Source organism: Streptomyces sp. NPDC001270 (genome assembly GCF_042896695.1).
Lineage (GTDB): Bacteria > Actinomycetota > Actinomycetes > Streptomycetales > Streptomycetaceae > Streptomyces.
In genome coordinates this window covers 55,545-78,027 of record NZ_JBIAXM010000034.1, presented here as the reverse complement: position 1 = coordinate 78,027, position 22,483 = coordinate 55,545, and the positions used below count along the sequence as shown (strand labels likewise).

Annotated in this window: 17 protein-coding genes; 10 read left to right on the top strand and 7 right to left on the bottom strand. The window is 68.9% G+C overall.

Annotated features, from left to right (window positions below):
• Window positions 1–131 precede the first annotated feature (131 nt).
• Window positions 132–2,393, bottom strand: a complete 2,262-nt coding sequence (locus ACFY2B_RS37775; protein WP_390767575.1) for an NEW3 domain-containing protein — start codon at window positions 2,391–2,393, stop codon at window positions 132–134.
• Between the two features lie 393 nt (window positions 2,394–2,786).
• Here ACFY2B_RS37775 and ACFY2B_RS37770 point away from each other — a divergent pair, with 393 nt between their 5' ends.
• Window positions 2,787–2,978 (top strand): substrate-binding domain-containing protein, encoded by a 192-nt coding sequence (locus ACFY2B_RS37770; RefSeq protein WP_390767574.1) that lies wholly within the window; start codon window positions 2,787–2,789, stop codon window positions 2,976–2,978.
• Between the two features lie 476 nt (window positions 2,979–3,454).
• On the opposite strand, the gene ACFY2B_RS37765 is transcribed toward ACFY2B_RS37770, so the two are convergent.
• Window positions 3,455–5,716: a SpoIIE family protein phosphatase gene (locus ACFY2B_RS37765; RefSeq protein ID WP_390767573.1), complete on the bottom strand. Its 2,262-nt coding sequence runs from the start codon at window positions 5,714–5,716 to the stop codon at window positions 3,455–3,457.
• Window positions 5,717–6,579: 863 nt separating this feature from the next.
• On the opposite strand from ACFY2B_RS37765, the gene ACFY2B_RS37760 reads away from it, so the two are divergent.
• Both ACFY2B_RS37760 and ACFY2B_RS37755 read left to right on the top strand, forming a co-directional pair.
• Window positions 6,580–7,413 carry a PIG-L family deacetylase gene (locus ACFY2B_RS37760; RefSeq protein WP_390767572.1) on the top strand — a complete coding sequence of 278 codons (834 nt, stop codon included), beginning with the start codon at window positions 6,580–6,582 and terminating at the stop codon, window positions 7,411–7,413.
• Between the two features lie 629 nt (window positions 7,414–8,042).
• Entirely contained in the window at window positions 8,043–9,755 is a 1,713-nt protein-coding gene (locus tag ACFY2B_RS37755; protein WP_390767571.1) for a right-handed parallel beta-helix repeat-containing protein, read from the top strand.
• On the opposite strand, the gene ACFY2B_RS37750 is transcribed toward ACFY2B_RS37755, so the two are convergent.
• From ACFY2B_RS37750 to ACFY2B_RS37735, 4 genes are all read right to left on the bottom strand, one after another.
• A complete protein-coding gene (locus ACFY2B_RS37750) occupies window positions 9,722–11,071 on the bottom strand; it encodes a UDP-glucose dehydrogenase family protein (protein WP_390767570.1) in 1,350 nt (449 codons plus the stop codon). The two genes, ACFY2B_RS37755 and ACFY2B_RS37750, sit on opposite strands and share 34 nt — an antisense overlap.
• On the bottom strand, window positions 11,068–12,177 hold the full coding sequence (galE, locus tag ACFY2B_RS37745; protein WP_390767569.1) for a UDP-glucose 4-epimerase GalE: 1,110 nt from the start codon (window positions 12,175–12,177) through the stop codon (window positions 11,068–11,070). Before galE ends, ACFY2B_RS37750 begins: the two co-directional genes overlap by 4 nt.
• 112 nt (window positions 12,178–12,289) lie before the next feature.
• Window positions 12,290–14,158, bottom strand: coding sequence for a glycosyltransferase family 2 protein (locus ACFY2B_RS37740; RefSeq protein ID WP_390767568.1), 1,869 nt, complete (start codon window positions 14,156–14,158; stop codon window positions 12,290–12,292).
• A 34-nt stretch (window positions 14,159–14,192) separates the two neighbouring features.
• On the bottom strand, window positions 14,193–15,155 hold the full coding sequence (locus ACFY2B_RS37735; protein WP_390767567.1) for a UDP-glucuronic acid decarboxylase family protein: 963 nt from the start codon (window positions 15,153–15,155) through the stop codon (window positions 14,193–14,195).
• Window positions 15,156–15,414: 259 nt separating this feature from the next.
• On the opposite strand from ACFY2B_RS37735, the gene ACFY2B_RS37730 reads away from it, so the two are divergent.
• On the top strand, window positions 15,415–15,735 hold the full coding sequence (locus ACFY2B_RS37730) for a hypothetical protein (RefSeq protein ID WP_390767566.1): 321 nt from the start codon (window positions 15,415–15,417) through the stop codon (window positions 15,733–15,735).
• Between the two features lie 20 nt (window positions 15,736–15,755).
• On the opposite strand, the gene ACFY2B_RS37725 is transcribed toward ACFY2B_RS37730, so the two are convergent.
• Entirely contained in the window at window positions 15,756–16,430 is a 675-nt protein-coding gene (locus tag ACFY2B_RS37725) for a GAP family protein (RefSeq protein ID WP_390767565.1), read from the bottom strand.
• A gap of 402 nt (window positions 16,431–16,832) precedes the next feature.
• On the opposite strand from ACFY2B_RS37725, the gene ACFY2B_RS37720 reads away from it, so the two are divergent.
• From ACFY2B_RS37720 to ACFY2B_RS37695, 6 genes are all read left to right on the top strand, one after another.
• Window positions 16,833–17,978 carry a catalase family protein gene (locus ACFY2B_RS37720; RefSeq protein ID WP_390767564.1) on the top strand — a complete coding sequence of 382 codons (1,146 nt, stop codon included), beginning with the start codon at window positions 16,833–16,835 and terminating at the stop codon, window positions 17,976–17,978.
• Between the two features lie 64 nt (window positions 17,979–18,042).
• Entirely contained in the window at window positions 18,043–19,425 is a 1,383-nt protein-coding gene (locus tag ACFY2B_RS37715; RefSeq protein ID WP_390767563.1) for a Dyp-type peroxidase, read from the top strand.
• 39 nt (window positions 19,426–19,464) lie between these two features.
• Window positions 19,465–19,944 (top strand): hypothetical protein, encoded by a 480-nt coding sequence (locus ACFY2B_RS37710; protein WP_390767562.1) that lies wholly within the window; start codon window positions 19,465–19,467, stop codon window positions 19,942–19,944.
• 458 nt (window positions 19,945–20,402) lie between these two features.
• On the top strand, window positions 20,403–21,104 hold the full coding sequence (locus ACFY2B_RS37705) for a type 1 glutamine amidotransferase domain-containing protein (protein ID WP_390767561.1): 702 nt from the start codon (window positions 20,403–20,405) through the stop codon (window positions 21,102–21,104).
• 95 nt (window positions 21,105–21,199) lie between these two features.
• Window positions 21,200–21,406 carry a hypothetical protein gene (locus ACFY2B_RS37700; protein ID WP_390767560.1) on the top strand — a complete coding sequence of 69 codons (207 nt, stop codon included), beginning with the start codon at window positions 21,200–21,202 and terminating at the stop codon, window positions 21,404–21,406.
• A gap of 108 nt (window positions 21,407–21,514) precedes the next feature.
• Window positions 21,515–22,420 (top strand): LysR family transcriptional regulator, encoded by a 906-nt coding sequence (locus ACFY2B_RS37695; protein WP_390767559.1) that lies wholly within the window; start codon window positions 21,515–21,517, stop codon window positions 22,418–22,420.
• The last annotated feature ends 63 nt before the right edge of the window (window positions 22,421–22,483 follow it).

Here is a 22,483-nt window from a genome sequence, read left to right as displayed (position 1 = left end):
GGTGCGCCCGGGGGGGCGGAGTTTTGGGCGCGGTGCACCCGAACCCCCCCCGGCCGGGGGCGCCCCCGCTGGGCCGGCCCGGCGGCCCCCCGCGGGGGGGGCCCCCCCACGCCGGGGGAGAGAAGCGAGGATCAGCTGGTGGTGAAAGAGTCGAAGTCCGTTTCACCCGTCGTGCCCGCAGCGTGCGACGTCGCGGTCAGGCCCACGTCCTGGGTGGGGGCAGCGGTGGGGAGGGTGATGGTGCCGACGAGATTCCAGGTGGAGTTGTCGGTGGAGTAGTAGCCGCTGTACGTGGTGCCCTTGCGGACCAGCTTCAGCCACGACGGGTAGGTCGCGGTGCCGGTGGAGTACTGGGAATCCAGCTGCCCGTCGCCATCGCTGTCCCAGTCGAGGAGATAGCCGTTGCCGGGGGTTTCCACCAGAGCCAGGTAGCCCGGCGAGGCGCCGGCCTTGGTGATGTCGTTGCGGACCATGATCCCGGCCTTCGCCCAGACGTTCGTGTCCTCCTGGGAGTCGATCTTCACCGTTGTCGTGGAGCCGTCGTGCTCGGCTCCAGGCAGGTAGATCGTGCCGTATTCGTCGACGGGGGTGTAGAGGTCGGCGCCCTGCGCCCGGATGCCGAGCCGCGTGCCGGACTGGCTGAAGCTCGCCGTGGTGGAGGCGAACGTCTTGTACGGCGCCCCGACCTGGTGGTTGACGGTGATCGTGTCGCCGACCGACAGGGGCGTCCTGGCCGGGCCGAAGCGGTACGAGCCGGTCCCGCGGAAGTCACTGGTGGCGAACAGTTCATCGGACGGTTTGAGGGCGACGGTGTACGTGGCCCGCAGGGTGCCGCCCGGCTTGAGGGTGCGCGCACTCGTCGGTGACTTCGTGCTGATGGTCGCGCCGTCCGGGCCGGTCAGGGCCAGGGTGGCGTTCGTGACCGGACGCGAGCCGTTGTCGGAGAGCACCGCGGTGACCGTACGGGTCGTGCTGTCGCTCTCGGCAGGCGCCCAGTTCAGGGCCAGCGTCACGGACGGGGCGGCGTCGCGGACCACCTGGTGGGTCGGGTGGACGCGGAAGAGCGCCACGCCGTGCGCCGGGACGTCGGCCGCGATCCGGCCGCTCGACTCGGTGGTGCCGTGGGACCACAGGTCGGTCAGCGCGTAGTCGCGAGAGGAGGGCAGCCCGAGTGCTTTCGCGGTGGTCGCCACCTCGCGCGGCGCCGAGCCGGTGTTGAACAGGCCGACGACCGCATCGCCGTTCTGCTCGGTCTTGGCGAACACCTGGCTGTTGGTGTCGTCCGCGATCCGCCGCGCGTCGATGCCGTCCTGGTCGACGCCGAGGACGTCGGTGTTCTTCAGCAGGGCAAGGTCGGTCGGGTCCAGGTGGGTCAGGTCGGTTCCGAGCATCAGCGGGGAGGCGGCGAGGGACCAGAGGCTCATCTGGGTCTTGCGCTCGTCGAGCGTGAGCCCGTTGTCGGTGCCGTTGCCGATCTCCAGCGAGTCGTAGTCGTTGTAGCCGGCGGGCCCGCCGTACGGGGCCCAGGCCGCGACCTGGTCGAAGCGGGAGGTGATGGAGGACCAGGTGGTCAAGGGGTAGCTGCTGCCGTTGGGCCCGCAGTAGCACTCGATGTCGCCGCCGGTCCGCCAGCCGTCGGAGAGCTGCTGCCAGGCGGCCGCGTTCTTGATGTCCAGGTTGTTGGACAGCTGGAAGTGGATCGGGCGCCCGGTCTGCTTCAGGGCCTGCGACCAGGCGCGGACGTCGCCGATGTCGGGGGTGCCGACGCCGTCGATCTTCAGGTAGTCGATGCCCCAGCCGGCGAACTGGTCTGCCCAGGAGTTGACGAAGTCCTGCGCGCCAGGCTTGCTGTAGTCGATGCCGACCATGCCGCCGCAGTTGTAGTTCGCCTCGGCGGTGGTCGTGGCGATGTCGTCGGCGTGGTACGGAGTGCCCTTGATCGCGGTGTTCTGGGCGACGGCCTGCTTGGAGATGCCAGGCGTGACGTACAGGCCGAACTTCAGGCCGAGGGAGTGCACGTAATCCGCGACGGCCTGGATGCCGTTCTCGCTGCCGTGAGGCGGGAAGGCGGTCTCGTCGGTGACCCAGCGGCCGTACTGGTCGACGTCCGGGCCCTGGGATCCCGGGCAGTGGTACCAGAAGTCGTCGACGTTGGCGTAGACGAAGCCCTCCTTCGCCAGGCCGCTGTCTTTCAGGGCCTTCGCCTGTGCCTCGATGTTCTGCGCGGTCGGGGTACGCCGGATGAAGCTCCAACTGCTCCAGCCCAGCAGGGGTTTGGCTGACGCGGTGCTGCTCTCGGCCTGTGCGGCCGGTCCGTCGGCCACGGTGATGCCGGTGGCGAGCAGTAGCGCTCCGGTGAATGCGGCGAGCGCGCCCCGGATCGGTTTCCTCATCGGTGGTGTCCTTCATCGCAGCGCCCTGACGGCGCGAGAGGGTGGGGTGGCGGCGCCAGGGGTACGGAGCGCGGAGAAGCAAGGGGCGTCGGCTCGGCGCACCACGCTCCCCGCGCCCGCCGTCCCGGCGGAGGGGACGCGGCGTACGGGTCTGCGGAACGGCCCGGAGCCCGCCCGGCTCACTGTCGTCCAGTTGCGTCCGACCGCACCAAGTGCACTCAACATCCACCGTGAGAGAGGGGGTAAGCGCACGCGATCAAACGCAGAGCAACAGATAGCACCAGGTGCTGTGTGCCTGTCAAGAGGAGCGGCAACTCGCCATAGTGCTTCGCCGTAATTTCCGGCAGTAGGCCGGATGGTGGCCGGTCGTTGCAGTTCCCCTCGTGTCCCCCGGTGAAGCGGCTTGTCCTGCGCAGCGCGCTGCGCGAGGCCCGCCGGCTCGGGCGCGAAGTGCCCGCCGATCTCGGGGTGATCGGCTTCGACGGGCAGCAGCTCGGCGCGCTCGTGGAACCCCCGCTCTCGAACCGGCGCTCGACACTCGTCGCATCGGCTCACTCACCGTGGAACACGTCGGACGGCTGCTGACCGGCGCCGTTCCACTGCCCCGTGGGACTTGGCGGCCCGCGCCGAACTTTGGCTCGCCGGTTCGGCGTTAGCAGTCCGACGCCGGATCGACTCGCATGTCTTGACATTCGTCTGGGGCGAAGCAAGACTTCCGACCAATTCACGAGCTGTCCGTGAACGTTCCCGTGAACGCTCACGCAACGGGGTCCCCCAGCCCCCTCCCCGTGCTCGGCGTCAGGTGCGGCGCCGCCCGTGTCCGCACAACCAGCGCTGAGGACGTATTCCAACCAGAAGGTACAGCCCCGCCTTGAGGTGTCAACGTCGACTGGTCCAGCACTGGAGTGGACGCCCTGGAAGGAACCCATGAGAAGCCCGCCTTGCCGCCGCACATGTCGTACTCCACCTCGGGTCCGGCGGATCCGTCGCGGGAGCGGGCACGGTCGTGCGACTCGGCGGCCGGAGACCATCATGCGGATGCTGTGCCAGGTCGCAGCAGATCACAGGTCCTCCGACGGGGTGAGATCCTGCTCGGTCCAGATGGTCTTGCCCTCGTCGCCGTGGCGGGTACCCCACCGGCGGGCCAGGGCCGCGGCGATGAGCAGCCCTCTGCCGCTCTCGTCCTGGGCCCGGGCGTGCCGGAGGTGCGGGGAGGTGCTGGAGTCGTCGGAGACCTCCACGGTGAGCCGGTCGTCCCGGATCATGCGGATCCGTGGGTTGCCCCGGGCGTGGGTGAGGACGTTCGTCACCAGTTCGCTGACGACGACCTCGGTGGCGAACACCAGGTCGTCCAGGCCCCAGGATTCCAACTGCTCGCGGGCCCGCGCCCGGCAATCCGCGACTGCCGCGTGGTCTCGGGGGGCCGTCCAGGACACGTGGTTGCTGTCGGCGAGGCGGCTGACGACGGCGGTCAGGACGGCGCCGCCCCTGCGGCGGCGGGAGGGGTCGCCCATCAGGGCGTAGACGATGTTGTCGCAAGCCGCTTGCGCGTCGCCTGCCGACTGGCCGGCGGCGCGTCGTAGCTGGGCGAAGGGGTCGTCGCCACGGGCTGTATGAAGCATGGAGACGGAGTAGAAGGTCAGGAGTGTTCGCGGTGCCAGCGTGGCGCGCACGGTCTCGTAACTGGAGTGTTGGCCGAGGGCCGGGCCCACGGGCATGTCCAGGGGGCGGGTGGCGCCGTCGGGGGTGGTCACCAAAGGCGCGGGCCAGTGGGCGGAGGCGATTGCGCACTGCCCGGTGATGGAGTCGTAGATGGCGTAGAGGCAGCGGGTGCCGTCCGCTTCAGGGTCCGCCTCGTCGGCCTGCGGGTCGTCCTGCTGCATCTCGTGCGTGATGTCGTCCAGATGGGCCAGGAGTTCGTCCGGTGCGAGGTCCATCCTGGCCAGTGTGGCGAAAGCTGTCTGGAAGCGGCCCATATTCACCGACGCGCGTAGCCCGTGCTGCGGAATCTGCCCAATGGCCAGGCCTGCGCGGGCGCCGGACAGGGCGATCACGTCGAACCAGTGAGTTCTCTGGCCGCCGGGCTTCCAGAAATGGGCCGTGCTCATGGCAGGCACCTGGGCGATGTCGTGGGGTAGCAGTTGCCGCTGGAGCGTCGTTGCCGTCGTGCGCTCGCGGACGTATCTGCGGGCGTTCTCGATGTTGATGGCCCCCCGAGCGGTGACCTGCTCGGCAAGGGCCAGGTCGCGCTGGTCGAACCGTGTGGTGTTCCGCCGGTTTCGGTAGAGGCTGAACAACCCCAGGACGTGGCCGTGCTGCACGATAGGAGTCAGGATCATCGAGTGCACGCCGGACTGACGCAGGATCCCCGCACGGGCGGAGTCATGCATGTGCCAGTCCGACGGGCTGCCCTGGGGGTCGACCAGGCGTGGTTTCAGGTCGCTGAGGACCTGGGTGTAGGGCGTGGGAAAGACGAAGCGGCTCGGCTCGCCCACCTCGTACAGGCTGGTGAACCCCGTCGCCGTTTCGAACGCCGCTCTGCGCAGCGGGGTTGAGCTTCGCAACGGTGGGAACGGGGCCTCATCACCCTGGAAGACCGCCTCCACCAGATCCACCAGGGCGACGTCAGCGAAGTCCTCCACGACAACGGCGGCCAGCTCCTGGGCCGTTCGCATGACCCCGAGCGTCGTTCCCACCCTCTCGTGGGTTGCGGCGAGCAACTTGTGGGCCTTGCGGGAACGTTCGCTCTCGGTGACATCGTGAATGATCGTTGCTGCGCCGATCACCGTGGTGCCGTCCAACAGCGGTAGCGCCAGTACGGAGTAGACGTGCGATCCTTTCTGGACATTGCGCTTGACGACCGGGTGCGTGCCGGCAGCCCGATCGGGATCCATCACCTCGATGAGCAGGGGGCTCAGCGGGAGCGTCGAATCGAGTTCGTCCGCGCCGCGATCGAGAACGTCACCAGGTTCGGCGTCACGGATGGCCAGTGCGGCGGGGTTGCTGCGCAGAATCCTCAACTCGGTGTCGTACAACTCAAGTCCCGCAGCGGCCTTGTCGAACGTCGAGGGCACGAAGGCACTTTGCGCTCGGGCGGCGCCAGGACTGGTCGCTGTGCCGATCACCGAGATCTCGGTCTCCTCGTCGTTACGCCAGGCGTCGAACTGGATGACTGGCCAGCCGGCGGTCTCGCTTGCGTCCAACAGCAGCCTGATCGCGTCGGCGGCCGGTTGCCCGACAGCGTCGACGAGATCTCTCACGGCGCCCCGGACGGCCGTAACCTCTCCGCGCCGGTCGATCCTGAACGAATTGCCCTCGGCCACCTCGGCACCTCCACATGTGCGTGACGGGCCCGCTGCCGGTGCCGCCCGCACCACGCAACAGGGGGTGTGGCTCCACGTAGCGAAAACGCCACCCTGTGTATGGAGGCCGTCTTCCGATGCCTCACGCCATTGTCCGACGGCCGATGCAGGTCTGCATGTTTCGGGTCCGCCTGCGATGTGCCCCCCCCGCCCAAGGCGGGCGGGCACGCATCGGTGTTGCTCGCCGCCGGACTGTGCGCGGGGGCCGGCCGACGCGAGCGGCGTGGTGGATCCCGCAGTGCCGCGCGGCAATAATAGTGCAAGTGTTTGAATTCCTGAGGTTCCGGTGGTCCTGCGCACCAAGTTCATGGCCGGTGCAGACGCTGCCCTCCCCCACGCCGTGGGGTACCTGTCGACCTTGCAAGCGCGGATGCCCCGATGGGCAACGGCGGCGGCCCGCAAAGGGGAAGGCCGTCAGAGAGAAATGCCGTGTCCGCACAATGAGACAGTCGGGAAAGCCCGGGTCGCCACAGCGGAACGAGACACTCCAATTGCGGGCCTGCATCAGCTGTGGGGTCTCGGATTCCGTGTCCGAATTTCACGGTTGGTGTCGGAGGGAAGCCGGATCCGGTGGGGTGCTGAGGCACGGAGGTCGTGCCTGTACCTTGTTCGTGTCGAGACGCCGATGTCTGGAAGGCCAAGGGGCTGTGCCGGGAACAGTGGGTCCGGTCGGCACGGTTGTATCGATCGGGGGGCCGGCGCCGCACGGGCGGGGGACACGGGCACCACGAGGTCGTCTGCGCCGCCAGGGTCCGGGCCCCCGGGATCGCGGTATGCCCGCCGCGCACTCGGACCAAGACGTATTTCCGCAGGAGGACTGTTTCATGACTGACCGGCCTTTGACGCTCATGGCGGTACACGCCCACCCCGACGATGAGGCCACCGGAACCGGCGGGATTCTCGCGCGGTACGCGGCGGAAGGCATCCGCACGGTTCTCGTGACGTGTACCGACGGCGGTTGCGGCGACGGACCGGGGGGTGTCAAGCCGGGCGACCCCGGGCACGATCCGGCGGCGGTCGCCTTGATGCGCCGTCAGGAACTTGAGGCGAGCTGTGACGTCCTGAAGATCAGCGATCTGGAGATGCTGGGCTATGCCGACTCCGGGATGGCGGGCTGGCCGGGCAACGACGCCCCCGGATCCTTCTGGCAGACCCCCGTGGAGGAAGGCGCGGCCCGGCTCGCGGAACTCATGCGGCACTACCGTCCTGATGTGGTCGTCACCTACGACGAGAACGGCTTCTACGGCCACCCCGACCACATCCAGGCCCACCGCATCACGATGGCGGCGCTGGAGATGACCGCGCTGAGGCCGAAGGTGTACTGGACCACGATGCCCCGCTCGATGATGCAGCGGTTCGGCGAGGTCATGCGGGAGTTTCACGAGGACATGCCGGAGCCGGATCCTGCGGAGGCCGCCGCGATGGCCGAGATCGGCCTCCCGGACGATGAGATCACCACGTGGGTGGACACCACCGCGTTCAGCGGTCAGAAGTTCGACGCGTTGGCCGCGCACGCCAGTCAGGGCGAGAACATCTTCTTCCTCAAGATGGGCAAGGAGAAGTTCGGCGAGTTCATGGGCATGGAGACCTTCGTACGTGTCCAGGACGCCACCGGCGCGGCCGTACCCGAGAACGATCTCTTCGCCGGACTGCGCTGATCCGCCCGTCCGACCGGCCGGGAAAGCTCATCGGCCGCACGGCGTGACTCCCGTAGCGGTGGACAACCGCGTCGTTCTCGTGGACATGGCCAAGGCGGGCAGGGGCGGCGCGGTTGCGGGCGCGAGTGTGCGGAGCCGGCGCGGCTGTTGGGCGGGCAGCAGCGGGCCTGCCGGCCCGGTGATCGTGATGAGGCCGTCGCGGTACTGCGGCATCGCCGCAGGCAGCCGGCGTTGGACGGCCCAGAACCGGGCGGCCTCCTCCGGGGTGCAGGGGCGGGCTTGTTCCACGGCCGGGGTAAGGGTGGCCGCCCGGTCGTCCCGCCCGACGCCCTGGGCTGGTCTGGTGGTTGCGGTACAGGGCGTGAGCGTCGCGCCGTACCACCAGGACCTCGTCGACGGCCGACGAAAGTGCGCCAGGGCCGTTGACGAAAATCCCACCCCGAAGACCACCGCTCCCTCACACCTGCTGCCGCGGTGTGACTTAAGGCCCATTCAGGCGGTCGTGGGGAGCGTGACCGACTGTTGCACGCGGTCGGGAGAGGTCGGTGGTGTGCAGTAGGCCGCAAGTCACAGTGGCCGCACCACGAGGCGATCACTGGGGGCAGGCAGTGGGATGAAGGGTGTGCCAGATGGAGCTGGTGTCGGAGGCGCGGGGACAGCGCTGGTATCGCGGGTCGACCCTGGCAGCGGTGCTCGCACTGAGCCTGGTGTCGGCTTGTGGGATGCTGCCCGAGCCTTACCGTCCGCCCGAGCCTCACCGTTCGCCCGGGGCCCTGCCCGGCTCCACGGGCGCCCGTACTTACTACGTCAGCGACCAGGGAAACGACAGCGCGGACGGAACGAGTCCCGGTTCGGCGTGGCGCACTCTCCACCAGGCTGATCAGATCCGCTACCGGCCCGGTGACCGGCTGCTGCTGCGCGGCGGGGCCCGGTTCGAGGGGTCGCTGCGGCTGGACCGGGGCGAGGCCGGCCGGCCCCGGCAACCCGTGATCGTGGGTTCGTACGGCCGTGGACGGGCGACCATCGTGTCGGCCAAGGGGCCGGCCATCGAGGTCATGGACACCGCAGGCGTGGAGGTGCGTGACCTGATCGTGCGGGGCGGCTCCGCCAGTACGCTCCAGGACGGCGGCATCAGCTTCTACAACGACCTGCCGAGTCCCGGGCGGTTGGCACACGTCGTGGTGTCGGGGGTGGATGTGTCCGGCTTCCGGCACGGCGTCCAACTGGGTGCGCAGCGCTGGGGGTTCCGAGACGTACGCGTCACGCACAGCGTCGTGCACGACAACCGGGACGCCGGCCTGATCACCTACCGGCTGGCACCGGCGACGGCCGGGTCGCAGGAGAGCTACGCACACGCGGATGTCGTCGTGGACGGGTTGGAGGCACACCACAACGCGGGCGATCCGCACATCGACGACCGCAACACGGGCAGCGGCGTCATCTTCGGCTCGGTGGACGGGGGCGAGGTCCGCAACTCCTCGACGCACGACAACGGGGCCCGTTCCTCGGCCGCGGCCAAGGAGGGGCCGGAGGGCCTGTGGGCGTACGGCTCCAGGAAACTCGTCATCGAGCACAACGTGTCGTACCGCAACCACTCGAACAGCAATGCCGACGGCGACGGCTTCGGGCTCGACCTCGGCACGAGTGATTCAGTGGTCCAGTACAACCTGTCCTACGAGAACGACGGAGCCGGCTTCCTGCTCTACTCCTCCGACGCTGGGCGACCGTCCCGCGGGAACGTGATGCGCTTCAACGTCAGCTCCCGCGACGCCCGAAGGCTCGCCCCGTACGGAGGCTTCTACGTCGGCGGCTATGTGCGCGACGCGCACGTCCTGCACAACACGGTGGTGGCGGCGCTCAACGGCTCCCTGCGCACCCCGGCCGTCGTGATCACTCCGGGACCGAGGTCGGTGGCCTTCTGGAACAACCAGTTCGTCACCGACGGGGCCCCGCTGGTGGTGGCCTCCGGGATCCTGCGCGAGGTGGTGTTCCAGGGCAATCACTACTTCGCGCCGAACGCCCCGCGCGCTGTGGAATGGCGGGGCGTCTACTACTCCTCGCCCGGTGGCTGGTGGGCTGTCACGGGCCAGGAGACTGTCGCGGCCCGGACCGTCGGGGTCGCGGGTGACCCGTGCTTCGAGGGCGGATCGGCTGTCCGTTCTCTTCAGGCGGCCAAGCAGCTGACCCCGACGTGCCCTGCGGCACGGCAGCCCGTCGATCTGCGGGCCCGGTTCGGTGTCGATCCCGGGCCCGTCGATGTGCTGGGCCACCGGCTCGGCCCGCTGCCCGTGGCGGGCGCCGTTCAGCCTCAGGTGGCTGCCGAGGCGTCCGACGGCAGGTGAGGCAGGGCGCCGAGCCGGCCCAGTGCCGCGTACTGCCAGCCGGCGCGAATCCAGAAGTCGGCGTCCAGGCTGTTGCGGGCGTCGAGCAGGCACGGCCGGCGGACCAGCGGGGTGAGGGTGTCCGGGGCGAGGGCACGGTACTCGGCCCAGTCCGTCAGGTGCAGGACCACGTCGGCGCCCTCGCACGCCTTGGCGACGCGTGAGACGTACTCCAGCTGCGGGCACGCCTCGCGCGCGTTCTCCAGGGCCTCCGGGTCGTGGACGCGGACCACGGCTCTCTCTCGGTGCAACTGTGCGGCCACCGCGAGGGCCGGAGAGTCCCGGACGTCGTCGCTGTCGGGTTTGAAGGCCGCGCCGAGTACGGCGATGCGCCGGCCGGGCAGGCTGCCGCCCGCCAGGCGGGCGGTGAGCTCCACCGTGCGGCGGCGCTGCCGGTGGTTGATCTCGTCGATCTCGGACAGAAAGGCGACCACCGAGCCCACTCCGAGTTCGGCGGCCCGGGCGCGGAAGGCCCGGATGTCCTTGGGCAGACAGCCCCCGCCGAAGCCCAGCCCGGCGTTCAGGAAGGACCGGCCGATGCGATCGTCGTATCCCAACGCATGGGCGAGGACCGTGACGTCGGCGCCCGCCGCGTCGCACACCTCCGCCATCGCGTTGATGAAGGAGATCTTCGTGGCGAGGAACGAGTTCGCCGCCATCTTCACCAGTTCCGCGGTGGCCGGGTCGGTCGCGACGTAGGGCACTCCGGAGCGGATCAGCGGGGCGTACACCTCACGCAGGACTTTCTCGGCGCAGCGGGAGCCGGTGCCGAAGACCAGTCGGTCGGGTCGCAGCGTGTCCATGACGGCATGGCCCTCGCGAAGGAACTCCGGGTTCCAGGCGAGCTGGACCTCCGGCGCTCCGGCTGCCCGCAGCCGGGCGGTGAGCCGTTCGGCGGTGCCCACGGGCACGGTCGACTTGCCGACGATCAGCGCGCCGGGTGGCAGGTGCGGAGCCAGACCGTCGACGACCGCGTCGACGTGTCGTAGGTCGGCGCCGAGTCCGTCGGGGCGCTGCGGTGTGCCGACACACAGGAAATGCAGGCCGCCGAAGCGGGCTGCTTCCCGCAGGGAGGTGGTGAAGCGCAGCCGGCCCGAGTCGATGCCGCGGCTGAGGAGTTCCTGAAGGCCGGGTTCGAAGAACGGCGTCCGGCCCGCCGCGAGGGCGGTGATCTTGGCCGCGTCGACGTCGACGCCAAGGACCTCGTGCCCGATTTCGGCCATGCAGGCGGCGTGCACGGCACCGAGGTAACCGGTGCCGATGACGGTCAGTTTCATCTGTTGCTCCCGGGAGTGGCGTGCAGGCGGGTCGGCCCGGTGGTGGCCAGGGGCTCGGCGACGGCGGGACCGGGGACTCGGGGGGTTCGGTAGCCGTGCGGGTTGTCGACCTGGAATCGCCAGGAGTCCTGACACATCCGGGCGAGGTCACGGACCGGGCGCCAGCCCCAGATGCCGGCCGCGGCGGACCCGTCGGCGACCAGCTCCGGCACGTCACCCGGACGCCGGGGGCCGATGCGGTACGGCACGGACCGGCCGGAGGCCTGTTGGTATGCCTCGATCAGCTGGAGCACCGAAGTGCCCTGTCCGCTCCCCAGGTTGAGAACGTGCGGTCCCGGCGGTGCGGGACGCTCCAGCGCGATCCGGTGTCCTTCGGCCACGTCCATGACGTGGATGTAGTCGCGCACGCCCGTTCTGTCCGGGGTGGGCCAGTCGTCACCGAAGACCGTGACGTGCTCGCGCAGGCCCGCGGCGACCTGGGCGACGTAAGGCATGAGGTTGTCCGGCACGCCGAGCGGGTCCTCTCCCAGAAGCCCGGACGGGTGGGCGCCGACGGGGTTGAAGTAGCGCAACGCGTGCACGGTGAACTCGGGTCGGTGGGCGCACACGTCGGTGAGGATCTGCTCGCACATCCACTTCGAGCGTGCGTAGGGGTTGACGGGTGCCACCGGGTCGTCCTCGGCCAGTGGCATACGGGCGGTGGCGCCGTACAGGGAGCAAGAGGAGGAGAACACCAGCCGGTGCACGTGGTGTTCACTCATCACCTCCAGCAGCGCGGTGGTGCCGCCGACGTTGGTGTCGTAGTACTCCACGGGCATCCGCACGGACTCCGCCACCGCCTTGCGGCCGGCGAAGTGAATCACCGCGTCGACGGGGTGGGAGGCGAAGACGCCGGACAGGGCTTCGCGGTCGCGGACGTCCAGGACGTAGGCGGCGGTCAGGGGGCGGCCGGCCACCGACTCGACGCGGTGGAGCGCCTCAGGGACGCTGTTTTCGTGGTTGTCGACGACGACCACGTCGTGGCCGTGCGAGAGGAGCTCTGCGCAGGTATGGCTGCCGATGAATCCGGCACCTCCGGTCACCAGGATCGTCCGCGGCTGGGACATGGAAGGACACCTCCGTTGGGCATCGAGGGCGGGATGAAGGAGGACGGAACGAGAGGTGCGCGGCGTCGCCCGGACACCCTTGCCGGTCGGCGATCCGCGCCGGGTGAGCCACTCAGGTGAGCAGGCCCGCCAGGTACTCGGGGAGGATCAGCACAGTGAGGACCAGTGGGGTGGTGGTCAGGGCGACCAGCGCGAGCGGCGCGCGCACGGTGGCCAGCGCCTGCCACCGACGGGTGTTCGCGGCGTCGGCGGTCTCCGCGGCGTGCAGCAGGCAGACCCAGCAGGCCACCACGGTGTACGTGACGGCGCCGAGCAGGCACAGGAGGACACAGCCGAATGCGGGACCGTTGATTTCGCCGATGAGGGCGGAGCTGCCGAGACCCGCCGCAATGATCATGTACGGCAGGACGTGGCGCAGGGGCAGGGGAGCGACGGGCTGGCGTGCCTTGGGTGTGACCTTGAAGGTCAGGCTGCGCGGCCGGAGTCTGACCCAGATCGCCGACAGCGTTCCACAGACGACGAAGGGCCAGCGTGCCAGGGCGAACAACCAGCTCTCCCAGCTGACCAGGGGCGCCCTGCGGGGACGCAGGAGGTTTCGGCGGCGCAGGAGGCAGGTCAGTGCCATCAGCCACACGGTCATCGACCAGCAATGGAGCAGGAAGGAGAAGTAGTTCACCCGCACCCACGGCACCCCGGTCACGGCGGCGACCGGTGCCAGAATCAGGGCCGCCGCGCTCGACAGACCGAGCAGCGGGTAGTAACTGAAGGCGAAGGCGAAGCGCAACCGCAGCTTCCAGGGAAGCCGGGACGCGTGGCGGGGGAAGAGGCCCAGCAGCAACGTCACCAGGCTGCGCGACCACTGGAACTCCTGTGTGATCATCGCGGAAAAGGTGACGGGCCCGTCACCGTGTGCCTCCGCCTCGATGGCGAAGGCACCGGCCCAGCCGGCGGAGTTGAGCAGGAAGGTGGTGGAGAAGTCCTCGGCCAGTTCGGGGCCGATGCCGCCGATGTCCCGCAGCGCGGCGGTGCGTACGGCGTAGTGGGACCCGATGCAGGAAGGGGCCAGGCCGTCGTTGTGGCCGAGCTGGAAGGGGCCGTGGAAGACCCCTTCCCGGTGCAGCCTGCCGCGGGCCGCCCAGGACGCGTTCGCGTTGGCGTCGCAGACGCTCGGGGCGGCCACGTATCCGATCGCCGGGTCTGCGAAGGGCCGCACGACTTCCGCCAGATACGTCGTCTCGGGCACGTGATCGCAGTCGAGCTGGGCGACCACGTCGTAGTTGTCGTAGCCGTGACGGTCGTAGAACCAGGCCAGGTTGCCTTCCTTGCACCGGGTACGGCGCGGCCAGGTCGAGCGGTGGTAGCCCTCGACGCCGTTTCGGCAGGACACACGTACGCCGTGCGCGCGACACCATGCCTCGACCTCCGGGGTCGGGTTCTCATCGCACAGCCACACGTCGTAGGGATGCGGAAACCGCTGGGCGAGCATCGCGGTCAACGTCCTGCGGGCCACCGGCCAGGGCTCGGAGGGCGCCTTGGTCACTACGAACGCCACGGACAGCCGAGGCGCGGGCAGATCGGGGTTGACACGGCGCAGCCGCAGGACCGCGATGATGAATGCCAGGGGCAGCAGGGTCAAGTAGACCAGCAGCCCGCTGTTGACGGCCAGCGCGGTCAGCGACGTGCGATGCTGCGGCTGGAGCCACCACTGCCAGAAGAAGATCGTGTACAGGCCCCAGCCGGTGGCCAGGAGAACGACCAGGCGTTGATCTGACGGCTTCAGCGCGGGCCGGAAGGTGGTGGGAGACACCCGGCGTACGGGGCGGCGGCCGAAGAACAGGGGCCCATCATCGGTGATATCGGCTACTTGCCCGGCCGACAGTCTCCACAAGTCGTGATTGAGCTCCGCCAGGTCCGGGGCTGAGGACGGCGCACTGTCGACGTGATCAACAGTTTCAGGAGATACGGATACGGGGGGTGTCATGGCACCGGTTTCCTTCGCGACGGTACGGTCGGTGTCACCGCGCCTGACCGGTTGCCGCGGCCGGCTCCACTGCGCAGGAGCGGAACCAGGACACCGTGACCCGCAAACCTTCTTCCAGGTCGATCTCGGGTTTCCACGCCAGCCGTTCGAGGGCCCGGACGATGACCGGGCAGCGGCGCACGGGGTCGTCCGTGGGCAGCGGAAGACTCCGGACGGGCGAGCGGGATCCGGTGCTGCGCAGGACGAGTTCGGCCAGTTCCGCGACGGTGCGTTCATCGGGATTGCCCAGGTTGACCGGTCCCGGCTCACGGGAGTCCAGCATCGCCACGATGCCGCGGACCAGGTCGTCGACGAAGCAGAAGCTGCGGGTCTGCAGCCCGTCGCCGTAGATGGTCAGAGCCTCGCCGGCCAGGGCCTGCCGGATGAAGCTTGAGACGACCCGGCCGTCATGGGGGCGCAGGCGCGGACCGTAGGTGTTGAAGATGCGGACGATCCCGGTGTTCACGCCTGAGTGCCGGGCATACGCGGCAGTGAGGGCTTCGGCGTAGCGTTTGGCCTCGTCGTACACGCTGCGCGGCCCGACGGGATTGACGTGTCCCCAGTACTCCTCGGGCTGCGGGTGGACCCGTGGATCGCCGTACACCTCGCTGGTCGAGGCCAGTACGAAGCGTGCGTCGTGCCGACGGGCGAGGACCAGGGCGTGCTCGGTGCCGCGGCTGCCCACGGCCAGGGTCTGCAGCGGGAATGTGTGGTAGTCCGCCGGAGAGGCCGGGCTGGCGAGGTGGGCGACGGCGTCCACCGGCCCCAGCACGTCGAAACCGTCGCTCACGTCCGCACGCAGGAACGTGAAGCCCCGCTGGTCGCGCAGCGCGGCGATGTTCTCGGATCGTCCGGTGGACAGGTTGTCGACGCAGACCACGTCATCCCCCCTGCTCAGCAGGGTTTCGCACAGATGCGACCCGACGAATCCCGCACCCCCGGTCACCACGACACGCATGTTTCTCCCATCGATGTCGCCATAGTTGGCCAAGGCAAGGCACAGACAAAAGGCATGGACAGGAGGAAAAGATATAAAATCAATCGATATGACGATCTGGTTGCGGGTGTAGAGATGCCGCCGATCAGCCCAGTCCGGGCGCTGCTGCGGTTGCGTTCTACCGGCTCGGCTGAATCACTCGCGGCCGATACCTGCACCGATGGGGTGAACGATGGGCTCGTGTATCGCATCGGCGAGTCCAACGGAACAATGTGCGCCGTTGCCGGACACGGGGCGGCGAGTCGGTAAGCGGAAGCAGCTCCGCACCGCCTCGTACATCGGCGCGCTCTCCGACATGCGCAAGCACAGCCTCGCCGAGAACGGCAGCACCACCAAGGCCGGTGAGACGCTGCGGAACCTGACCATCAAGGGTCTGGGAGCCGCCGCCCAGGAACTGCGGCGTCCGGTGACGTCGATGGGCTCCACTGCTTGCGGCGCGGGCTCCAGTGGAGCCTCCCGTTGCATGGCGGCGTCCCGACGACAGCCGTCGCGTGTCGGCGTACTTCCTCCGCCGCGCATGGTGACGGCTCTTGCTTGGTGACCGGGGGCGACAGGGGGTCGTCAGGCAAGGATGCTGATGCCGTCCCCGAGCAGTTTCAGGCCGAGGACGAAGAACAGGACGGCCATGACGGCGACGTTGTGCTGTGCCGCCCAGTCCCGCCAGTTGCCGAGGATGGTCTTGGCCCGTTCGCCCATGACCAGGTAGACGACGAGCGGCGCGAGTACCCCGAGAGAAGCGATGACGACGAAGACCGCGAGCGTTCCGATCTGCTGGGGCACGGGGAGTCCGGCAGCGCTGATCGAGGTGCCCGCGGCGATGGTCAACGGCGCGTTCTTGAGATTGGCCGCTGAGAGCAGCAGCCCCAGTCCCAGGATCTTGACGGGCGTGAAGCGGTCCAACGTCGCCATCCACTTCGGCAGCTGTGCCTGGGAGGGATCTCTGGGACGTCGACGCCATTGCCGGGTGCCAAAGAGAGTCAGCAGCAGACCGAGGGCGAGTTTGAGGGCTCCCACCCAGGTGGCCGGGTGCTTTGTGGTGGAGGTGCCGCCCGTGCTGCCGACCGCGAGCATGATCGCGCCCAGCAGCGCAAGTCCCAGGAGCCAGCCGAGAGCGAAGAGCGGGCCGCCCAGGCGTCCACGCGGTGTGGCCAGGATGAGGATGATCGCCACGATGGGAAGCGGGCTGACAGCGACACCGGCCGCCAGACCCAGCACGTCACCGACGGCATGTCCCACGACGACCTCCGTTGGCCGGGAACCGCGCAAGTCCAGGACGCACGTTCGCCGGAGTCTGCGGCTGTGCTGACCAGGATGTGCGCTGTGCACATCCCCTCCGCCCATCGTCACGGGGTGCCGGCTCCGTAGCGCGGTTTTCGGCGTCGAACGGGTGAGCCGTCGGTACCAAGACGCAGCTGACCGGTTTCAGCGCGCGTCAAGGCACCGGACTGCCTACGGTGGTGGTAAAAGAAGGTTCAGCTCAGCTGAGCGCTGGTCTTCCTGCACGTAAGCGAATCAGCGGATCAGGGCGGGACACTTCTCAGCCGGCTTGCGCGCCCGGGAGCTGCCCCCGCGGGCTGCGCGGCCACTGTCGTGCGCCCGGGCGGGGATTCCACTGAGACATAGAGGCGGTGGAGGGTGATGTCGCCGCAGTTCATCCCGTACAGCCCCGACGTGGAGATCGCCGAACCCGATTTCGATACGAACGTGCAGACCGTGATCGCGCGGATGGAGCAGTACATCACCGACTCGGTGACGGCCGAAGGCACCGGCCAAGCGGTCCGTGACGCGCACGCGAAGGGCTACGGCCTGGTCCGGGGCGAGGTGGAGATCCTCGATGGTCTGCCCGAGGAGTACGCCCAGGGTGTCTACGCCACCCCTGGCAGACACGATGCACTGGTGCGCTTCTCCAACGGTTCCCCCCATGCCGGGGCGGACGCGAGCCTGGGCCGTGCGACAGGTCTGGCACTGAAGATCTTCGACGTCGGCGGCCCGAAGCTGCTGGAGGACGAGAGCGACAGCCGGACGTTCGACTACAACACGATCAACGCGCCGGTCTTCTTCTGCAACACGGTGCGGCACTATCTGTTCATCCAGGAGCTGTTCTTGGAGGCCGCCGCCTACTTCGCCGAAGGCAAACGCGGCCGGCACCGCTTCTTCCGCGACTACCTCACCGGAAAGGGAACCCTGGCGCCGCAGGAGTGGGCGTGGGAGGAGTTCCTGACCTTCCTCATCGTCTCGCAGCGGCCCCTGGTGAACGTGCTGCTGTCGACCTACACCACGATGGGAGCGGTCCGCCACGGCGACTGCATCGCCAAGGTGCGCTTCGCCCCGGACCCCGCTTGCGCCGCCACCGTGGCCGAGCGCCGGATGGACGTCACCTCCGCGGCCGAGGTCTTCCGGCCCGCCCTGGTGAGGGAACTGCGTGAGCGGCCCTACGCCTTCGACCTCCAGGTCCAGCTCTGTACCGACCTGGAACGGATGCCGGTCGAGGACCTCACGGTCGAGTGGCCCGAGCAACTGTCGCCCTACGTCACCGTGGCCAGGCTCCGATTCCCCCAGCAGGACATCTCCGGGGAGGAGAACCTCCGGCGGATGGACGCCCTGTCCTTCACGCCGTGGCGGGTGACCGCCGCCCACCGGCCGCTGGGCAGCATCATGCGGGCCCGCAAGGAGGTCTACCGACGCTCCTCGCTGCTGCGCCACCGCCTGAACAACCAGCAACGCACTGAGCCGCGCACCGCGGACGAAGTGCTGCCGCTGAAGACCGCCGTTTCCCCTCACTGAGAGAGACCCGAGCGGGGCGCTGCCCGGGTCTCGGTTCAGCCGACCGCACGGAGACAGGATCGCGATGGCAGAAAGTACGGACCAGGCGCAGGTGCTGGAGCTGGACGACATCCAGGGCACCCTGCTTCGGCAGCGCCCCTCCCCGTACACCGGGGTGTACTTCCTGCTGCGCGTCGACGATGCGGCGGACGGACGCCGGATGCTGGGACGCCTGCTGCCGCACGTGGCCTCGGCGGCCCGCTGGTGGGACCCGCCGAGCCGCGCCTGGCTGAGTGTCGCCCTGAGCCACTCCGGGCTGCGGGCCGTGGGAGTGCCTCAGGCATCGCTGGACACCTTCCCCGAAGCCTTCCGTGAGGGAATGGCCGCCCGCGCCGAACGGCTCGGCGATACGGGCGAGAGCAGCCCCGAGCACTGGGACGCCCCCCTGGGCAGCCGTGATGTCCACCTCGCCGTGTCCGTCTTCGCCCCCGACGCCGCCGCGCTGGAGGCGCTGCTGGAAACGGGACGCACCGCCCTGCACGACCTGCCGGGGGTGCAGATGATCCACCGGCTGGAAGCGTCCCAGCTGCCGACCCGGCGGACCCATCTGGGTTTCGTCGACGGCATCGGCGAGCCGGACATCGAGGGCGCCGGGGTGGCCGGCATCCTCCAGGCCGGCCGTGATCACTACGGCTACCTGCCCGGGTTCGGCCCCACCATCAAGTCCGGCGAGTTCGTCCTCGGCTACGGAAACCAGCTCGGGCGCCTCACCCCCGTGCCCCAGCCCGACATCCTGGGACGCAACGGCAGCTACGTGGCGTTCCGCAAGCTGCACCTGAACGTGGCCGGCTTCCGCCGCTACCTCAAGGACAACGCCGCCTCGCCCGAGGAAGAAGAACTCCTGGCGGCCAAGATGGTCGGACGCTGGCGCAGCGGAGCACCTCTGGTCCTCGCCCCCGACCAAGACGACCCCGACCTGGCCGCAGACCCCACCCGCGCCAACGACTTCACCTACCGCGAACAGGACCCGGCCGGTCTGCGCTGCCCCGTCGGCGCCCACATCCGGCGCATGAACCCCCGAGACTCCCTCACCGACACGATCGTGGACGTGCGCCTTCACCGTGCCCTGCGCCGAGGCACCACTTACGGCCCCATGCTCCCCGAAGGACAGCTTGAAGACGACGGCGCCGAACGCGGCATCGTGTTCATCTTCATGGGCGCCGATCTCGTCCGGCAGTTCGAGTTCCTCAAAACCCAGTGGGCCAACGACGGCGACTTCGTCGGCCTGGGCACCGAGAAAGACCCCGTCATCGGCAACAACGACGGGACCGGCACTTTCACCATCCCCCGGCACCCTGTCCGCCGCCGCCTGAAGCAACTGCCCCGCTTCGCCACCACCAAGGGAGGCGAATACCTCTTCCTGCCTGGCATCCGCGCCCTGACGTGGATCACCCACCTCGACACCTGAGACGGACCGCCGGCCCGCCTCCCCGGAAAGGCAACCGAGATGACCACCAACGTCGAAAACCCACGCCGCCCCGGTCTCAAGTCCGGCCGGACCAACGAGTTCACCCTCTTCTTCGACGTCAAGCCCGGAGAGGGGAAACTGATCCGCGACATCTTCCTGCAGCCCGGCTTCGAGGAACACCGCAAAGAAATAAGCACCCGCATCGGCACACTGCACGACGCCCGATGGGTCCTCTTCGACGACGACACCCGCCTGATGTTCGCCACGAACTTCGACGGCGACTGGGACGCCTACATCGACGACTTCGCCGCCCAGGTCCCCGACGTCTTCGACGCCATCCTGCAACACACCGAGGACTACCCAGGCATCAGCGACCCCAACATCAAAGACCACATCGTCGCCCACCAGGTCACGGCCTGCTCGTATCTGCGCACCATCCCCGACGCCACCGTCAAGGACCTCCAGAAGGCACTGCGCGTCCAGGAAGCCTTCCAGCACCTGCTCGACGAAGCCAACTGAACGGATCCGGAACAGCCGGCCCACAGCGGGGCTGAGTGCGGTCCGGCGCGGCTGTGGGCCGGGAGCAGCGCCTGGGCGGATCGGTACGCGTCGCTGAGACCCCTCCGGGTCCTTCGTCGGTGCCGGGACGGTCTTCTCCTTCGAGGGCACCGCATTCCGCTTGCCGGGCTGCGGCCAGGAACGCCACTGCGATGCCGTCGTTGCAGCCGCACACCGGCGACTTCCCGATCCCTGCCCCTTCCCGGTCGGCCTCACCACGGCCTCAGCGCAGCAGCGCCAGTCGTGTCCGCCGTATTCCTGTCCCGGGGCCGGTCTGCCGACAGGTCATAAGAAATCTTATGGAAGCGGGATGACTCGGGGATGATCGCTGATGGATTCTGGGGTTGTTCCCACGGCCGCCCGATATGCGGCGGAACGCGTGATCCCCCGATTCACTACAGACAAGGCCAGGCATACCCATGTCGAAGATCTTGATGGTCGTCTCCGCCGCCACCAGCCTGAAGCTGGCCGACGGTTCCACCCACCCCACCGGTTACTGGGCGGAGGAAGTCGCCGCCTCGCACAAGGTCCTGAAGGAAGCCGGCGCTCAGGTGGACATCGCCACTCCCGGCGGCGTCCGCCCCACCGTCGACGCCCTCAGCCTCAGCGAGCAGGGTGGTGTCTCCAAGGACGACGCCAGGAAGTACCAGTCCTACCTCGATGAGATCGCCGGGGAGCTTGCCCAGCCGCTCGCGCTTTCCGACGTCAGCATCAGCGACTACGACGCGATCTACATCCCGGGCGGCCACGCGCCGATGACCGACCTCGTTCAGGACGCCGACCTCGGCCGTCTGCTGAACGAGGCCGACGCGCAGGCGAGGATCGTGGCCGCGCTGTGCCACGGCGTCGCCGGCCTGTTCAGTGCCGGCAAGGAAGACGGCACTTTCACCTTCGCCGGTCGGGCCCTGACGTCCTTCACCGACGAGGAGGAGCGCCAGGGCGGACTCGGAGACACCATGCCCTTCTTCGTCGAGACCCGCCTGCGGGACAAGGGCGCGGTGCTGCGGACCGGCGCGGCCTGGAGCGACACCGTCGTCGTCGACGGCAACCTCGTCACCGGCCAGAACCCGCAGTCGAGCGTCGCCACGGCCGAGACCGTCCTGAGGATCCTCGCCGCCTGACCTCACCCTCGTCGGCCGGGCCGGAGGGAGTCTCCGCCCTCGGCCCAGCCGACTGCCCGGCGTCCCGAGTACGCATCACGCAGGAGAAAACCCCTGTGATCATCCCGATCCCCGACCAAGGGCTCGACCACATCGCCATCCGCGTGTACGCCGCTTCCGTTGGTCAGGTGCCGATCACTGTCCGCACCACCCCCGATGGCGACCGCGCCGTCGTCGCCGACCTGCGCCTGGGCACGGTGCACGTCATCGGCCGACCCTCGGGAGCGGTGAGCACGGTCCGGCGCCCTTTCTCCATTTCTTGATCACGCCTCGCGACCGCCGACAGCACCATCGAACGGCGGACTTCGTACACTGGGCTGCCAAGCCTCACGGACCGGGCCGGCCGGGGCCATTGACGGAAGGAAGGCCGCGTGCCGAGCCTGAATCTGCTGGCCACCTTCATGGAGATCTACCGTGCCGGTTCCCTCTCCGCTGCCGCCCAGCGGATGGGGCTGACCCAGCCAGCCGTCACCGGACAGCTCGCCCGACTCGAAGAGCAGATCGGCGAGCTGCTGTTCGTCCGCTCGCGTCAGGGCGTCGCACCCACACCACGTGCCGCCGCCCTCGCCGCGCGGGTCAGCCTGCACTTGGATGCACTGCGGGACGTCCTCGGATCGACAGAGGCCGAACCTGCGCTGCGTGGCACGGTACGCATGGGTGGTGCGGCCGAGGCCATGACCATCAGAGTACTGCCCGCGCTCGCCTCACTCAGTGGCCGTGGCCTGTCCCTGCACATGACGCTCGGCCTGGCCCAGGACCTGCTCGGCGAGCTGGCCGAGGGCCGGCTCGACCTCGTCGTCTCCGCGATCCGACCCAAGCACCGGGCCATTCTCGCCGTCCCCCTTGTGGATGAGGAGTTCCTCCTCGTCGGCGCACCAGCCACCGCCCGCACCATCGACGCGGACAGACTCCGTACCGCCCCGGCAGACGCACTGGCCGCGCTGCCGCTCGTCGCCTATGCGGAGGAGTTGCCCATCGTGCGCCGCTACTGGCGCAGCGAATTCGGCCACCGCCCCACCAACCCTGTCGCCATCCTCGTCCCCGACCTGCGCGCGGTGCTGGCCGCGGTGGCAGCCGGCGCCGGCATCTCCGTGCTTCCGCGCTATCTCGCCGAACCGGCCCTCGCAGCCGGTGACGTCGTGCAGCTCCACCACCCCGAAGTCCCACCGCTCAACACGCTCTACCTTGCCACCCGCCGCGGTACCCCAGCCAACCCCGCCCTCACCGTAGTCCGCGACCGGCTCATCGACGCGGCAACCGAATGGGGCGGACTGTGATGTCGGCGGCCATGCTCGGCTCGCCCCCCCCTGTTCGGAATCTCGAAGTCTGCGGTCGATCGC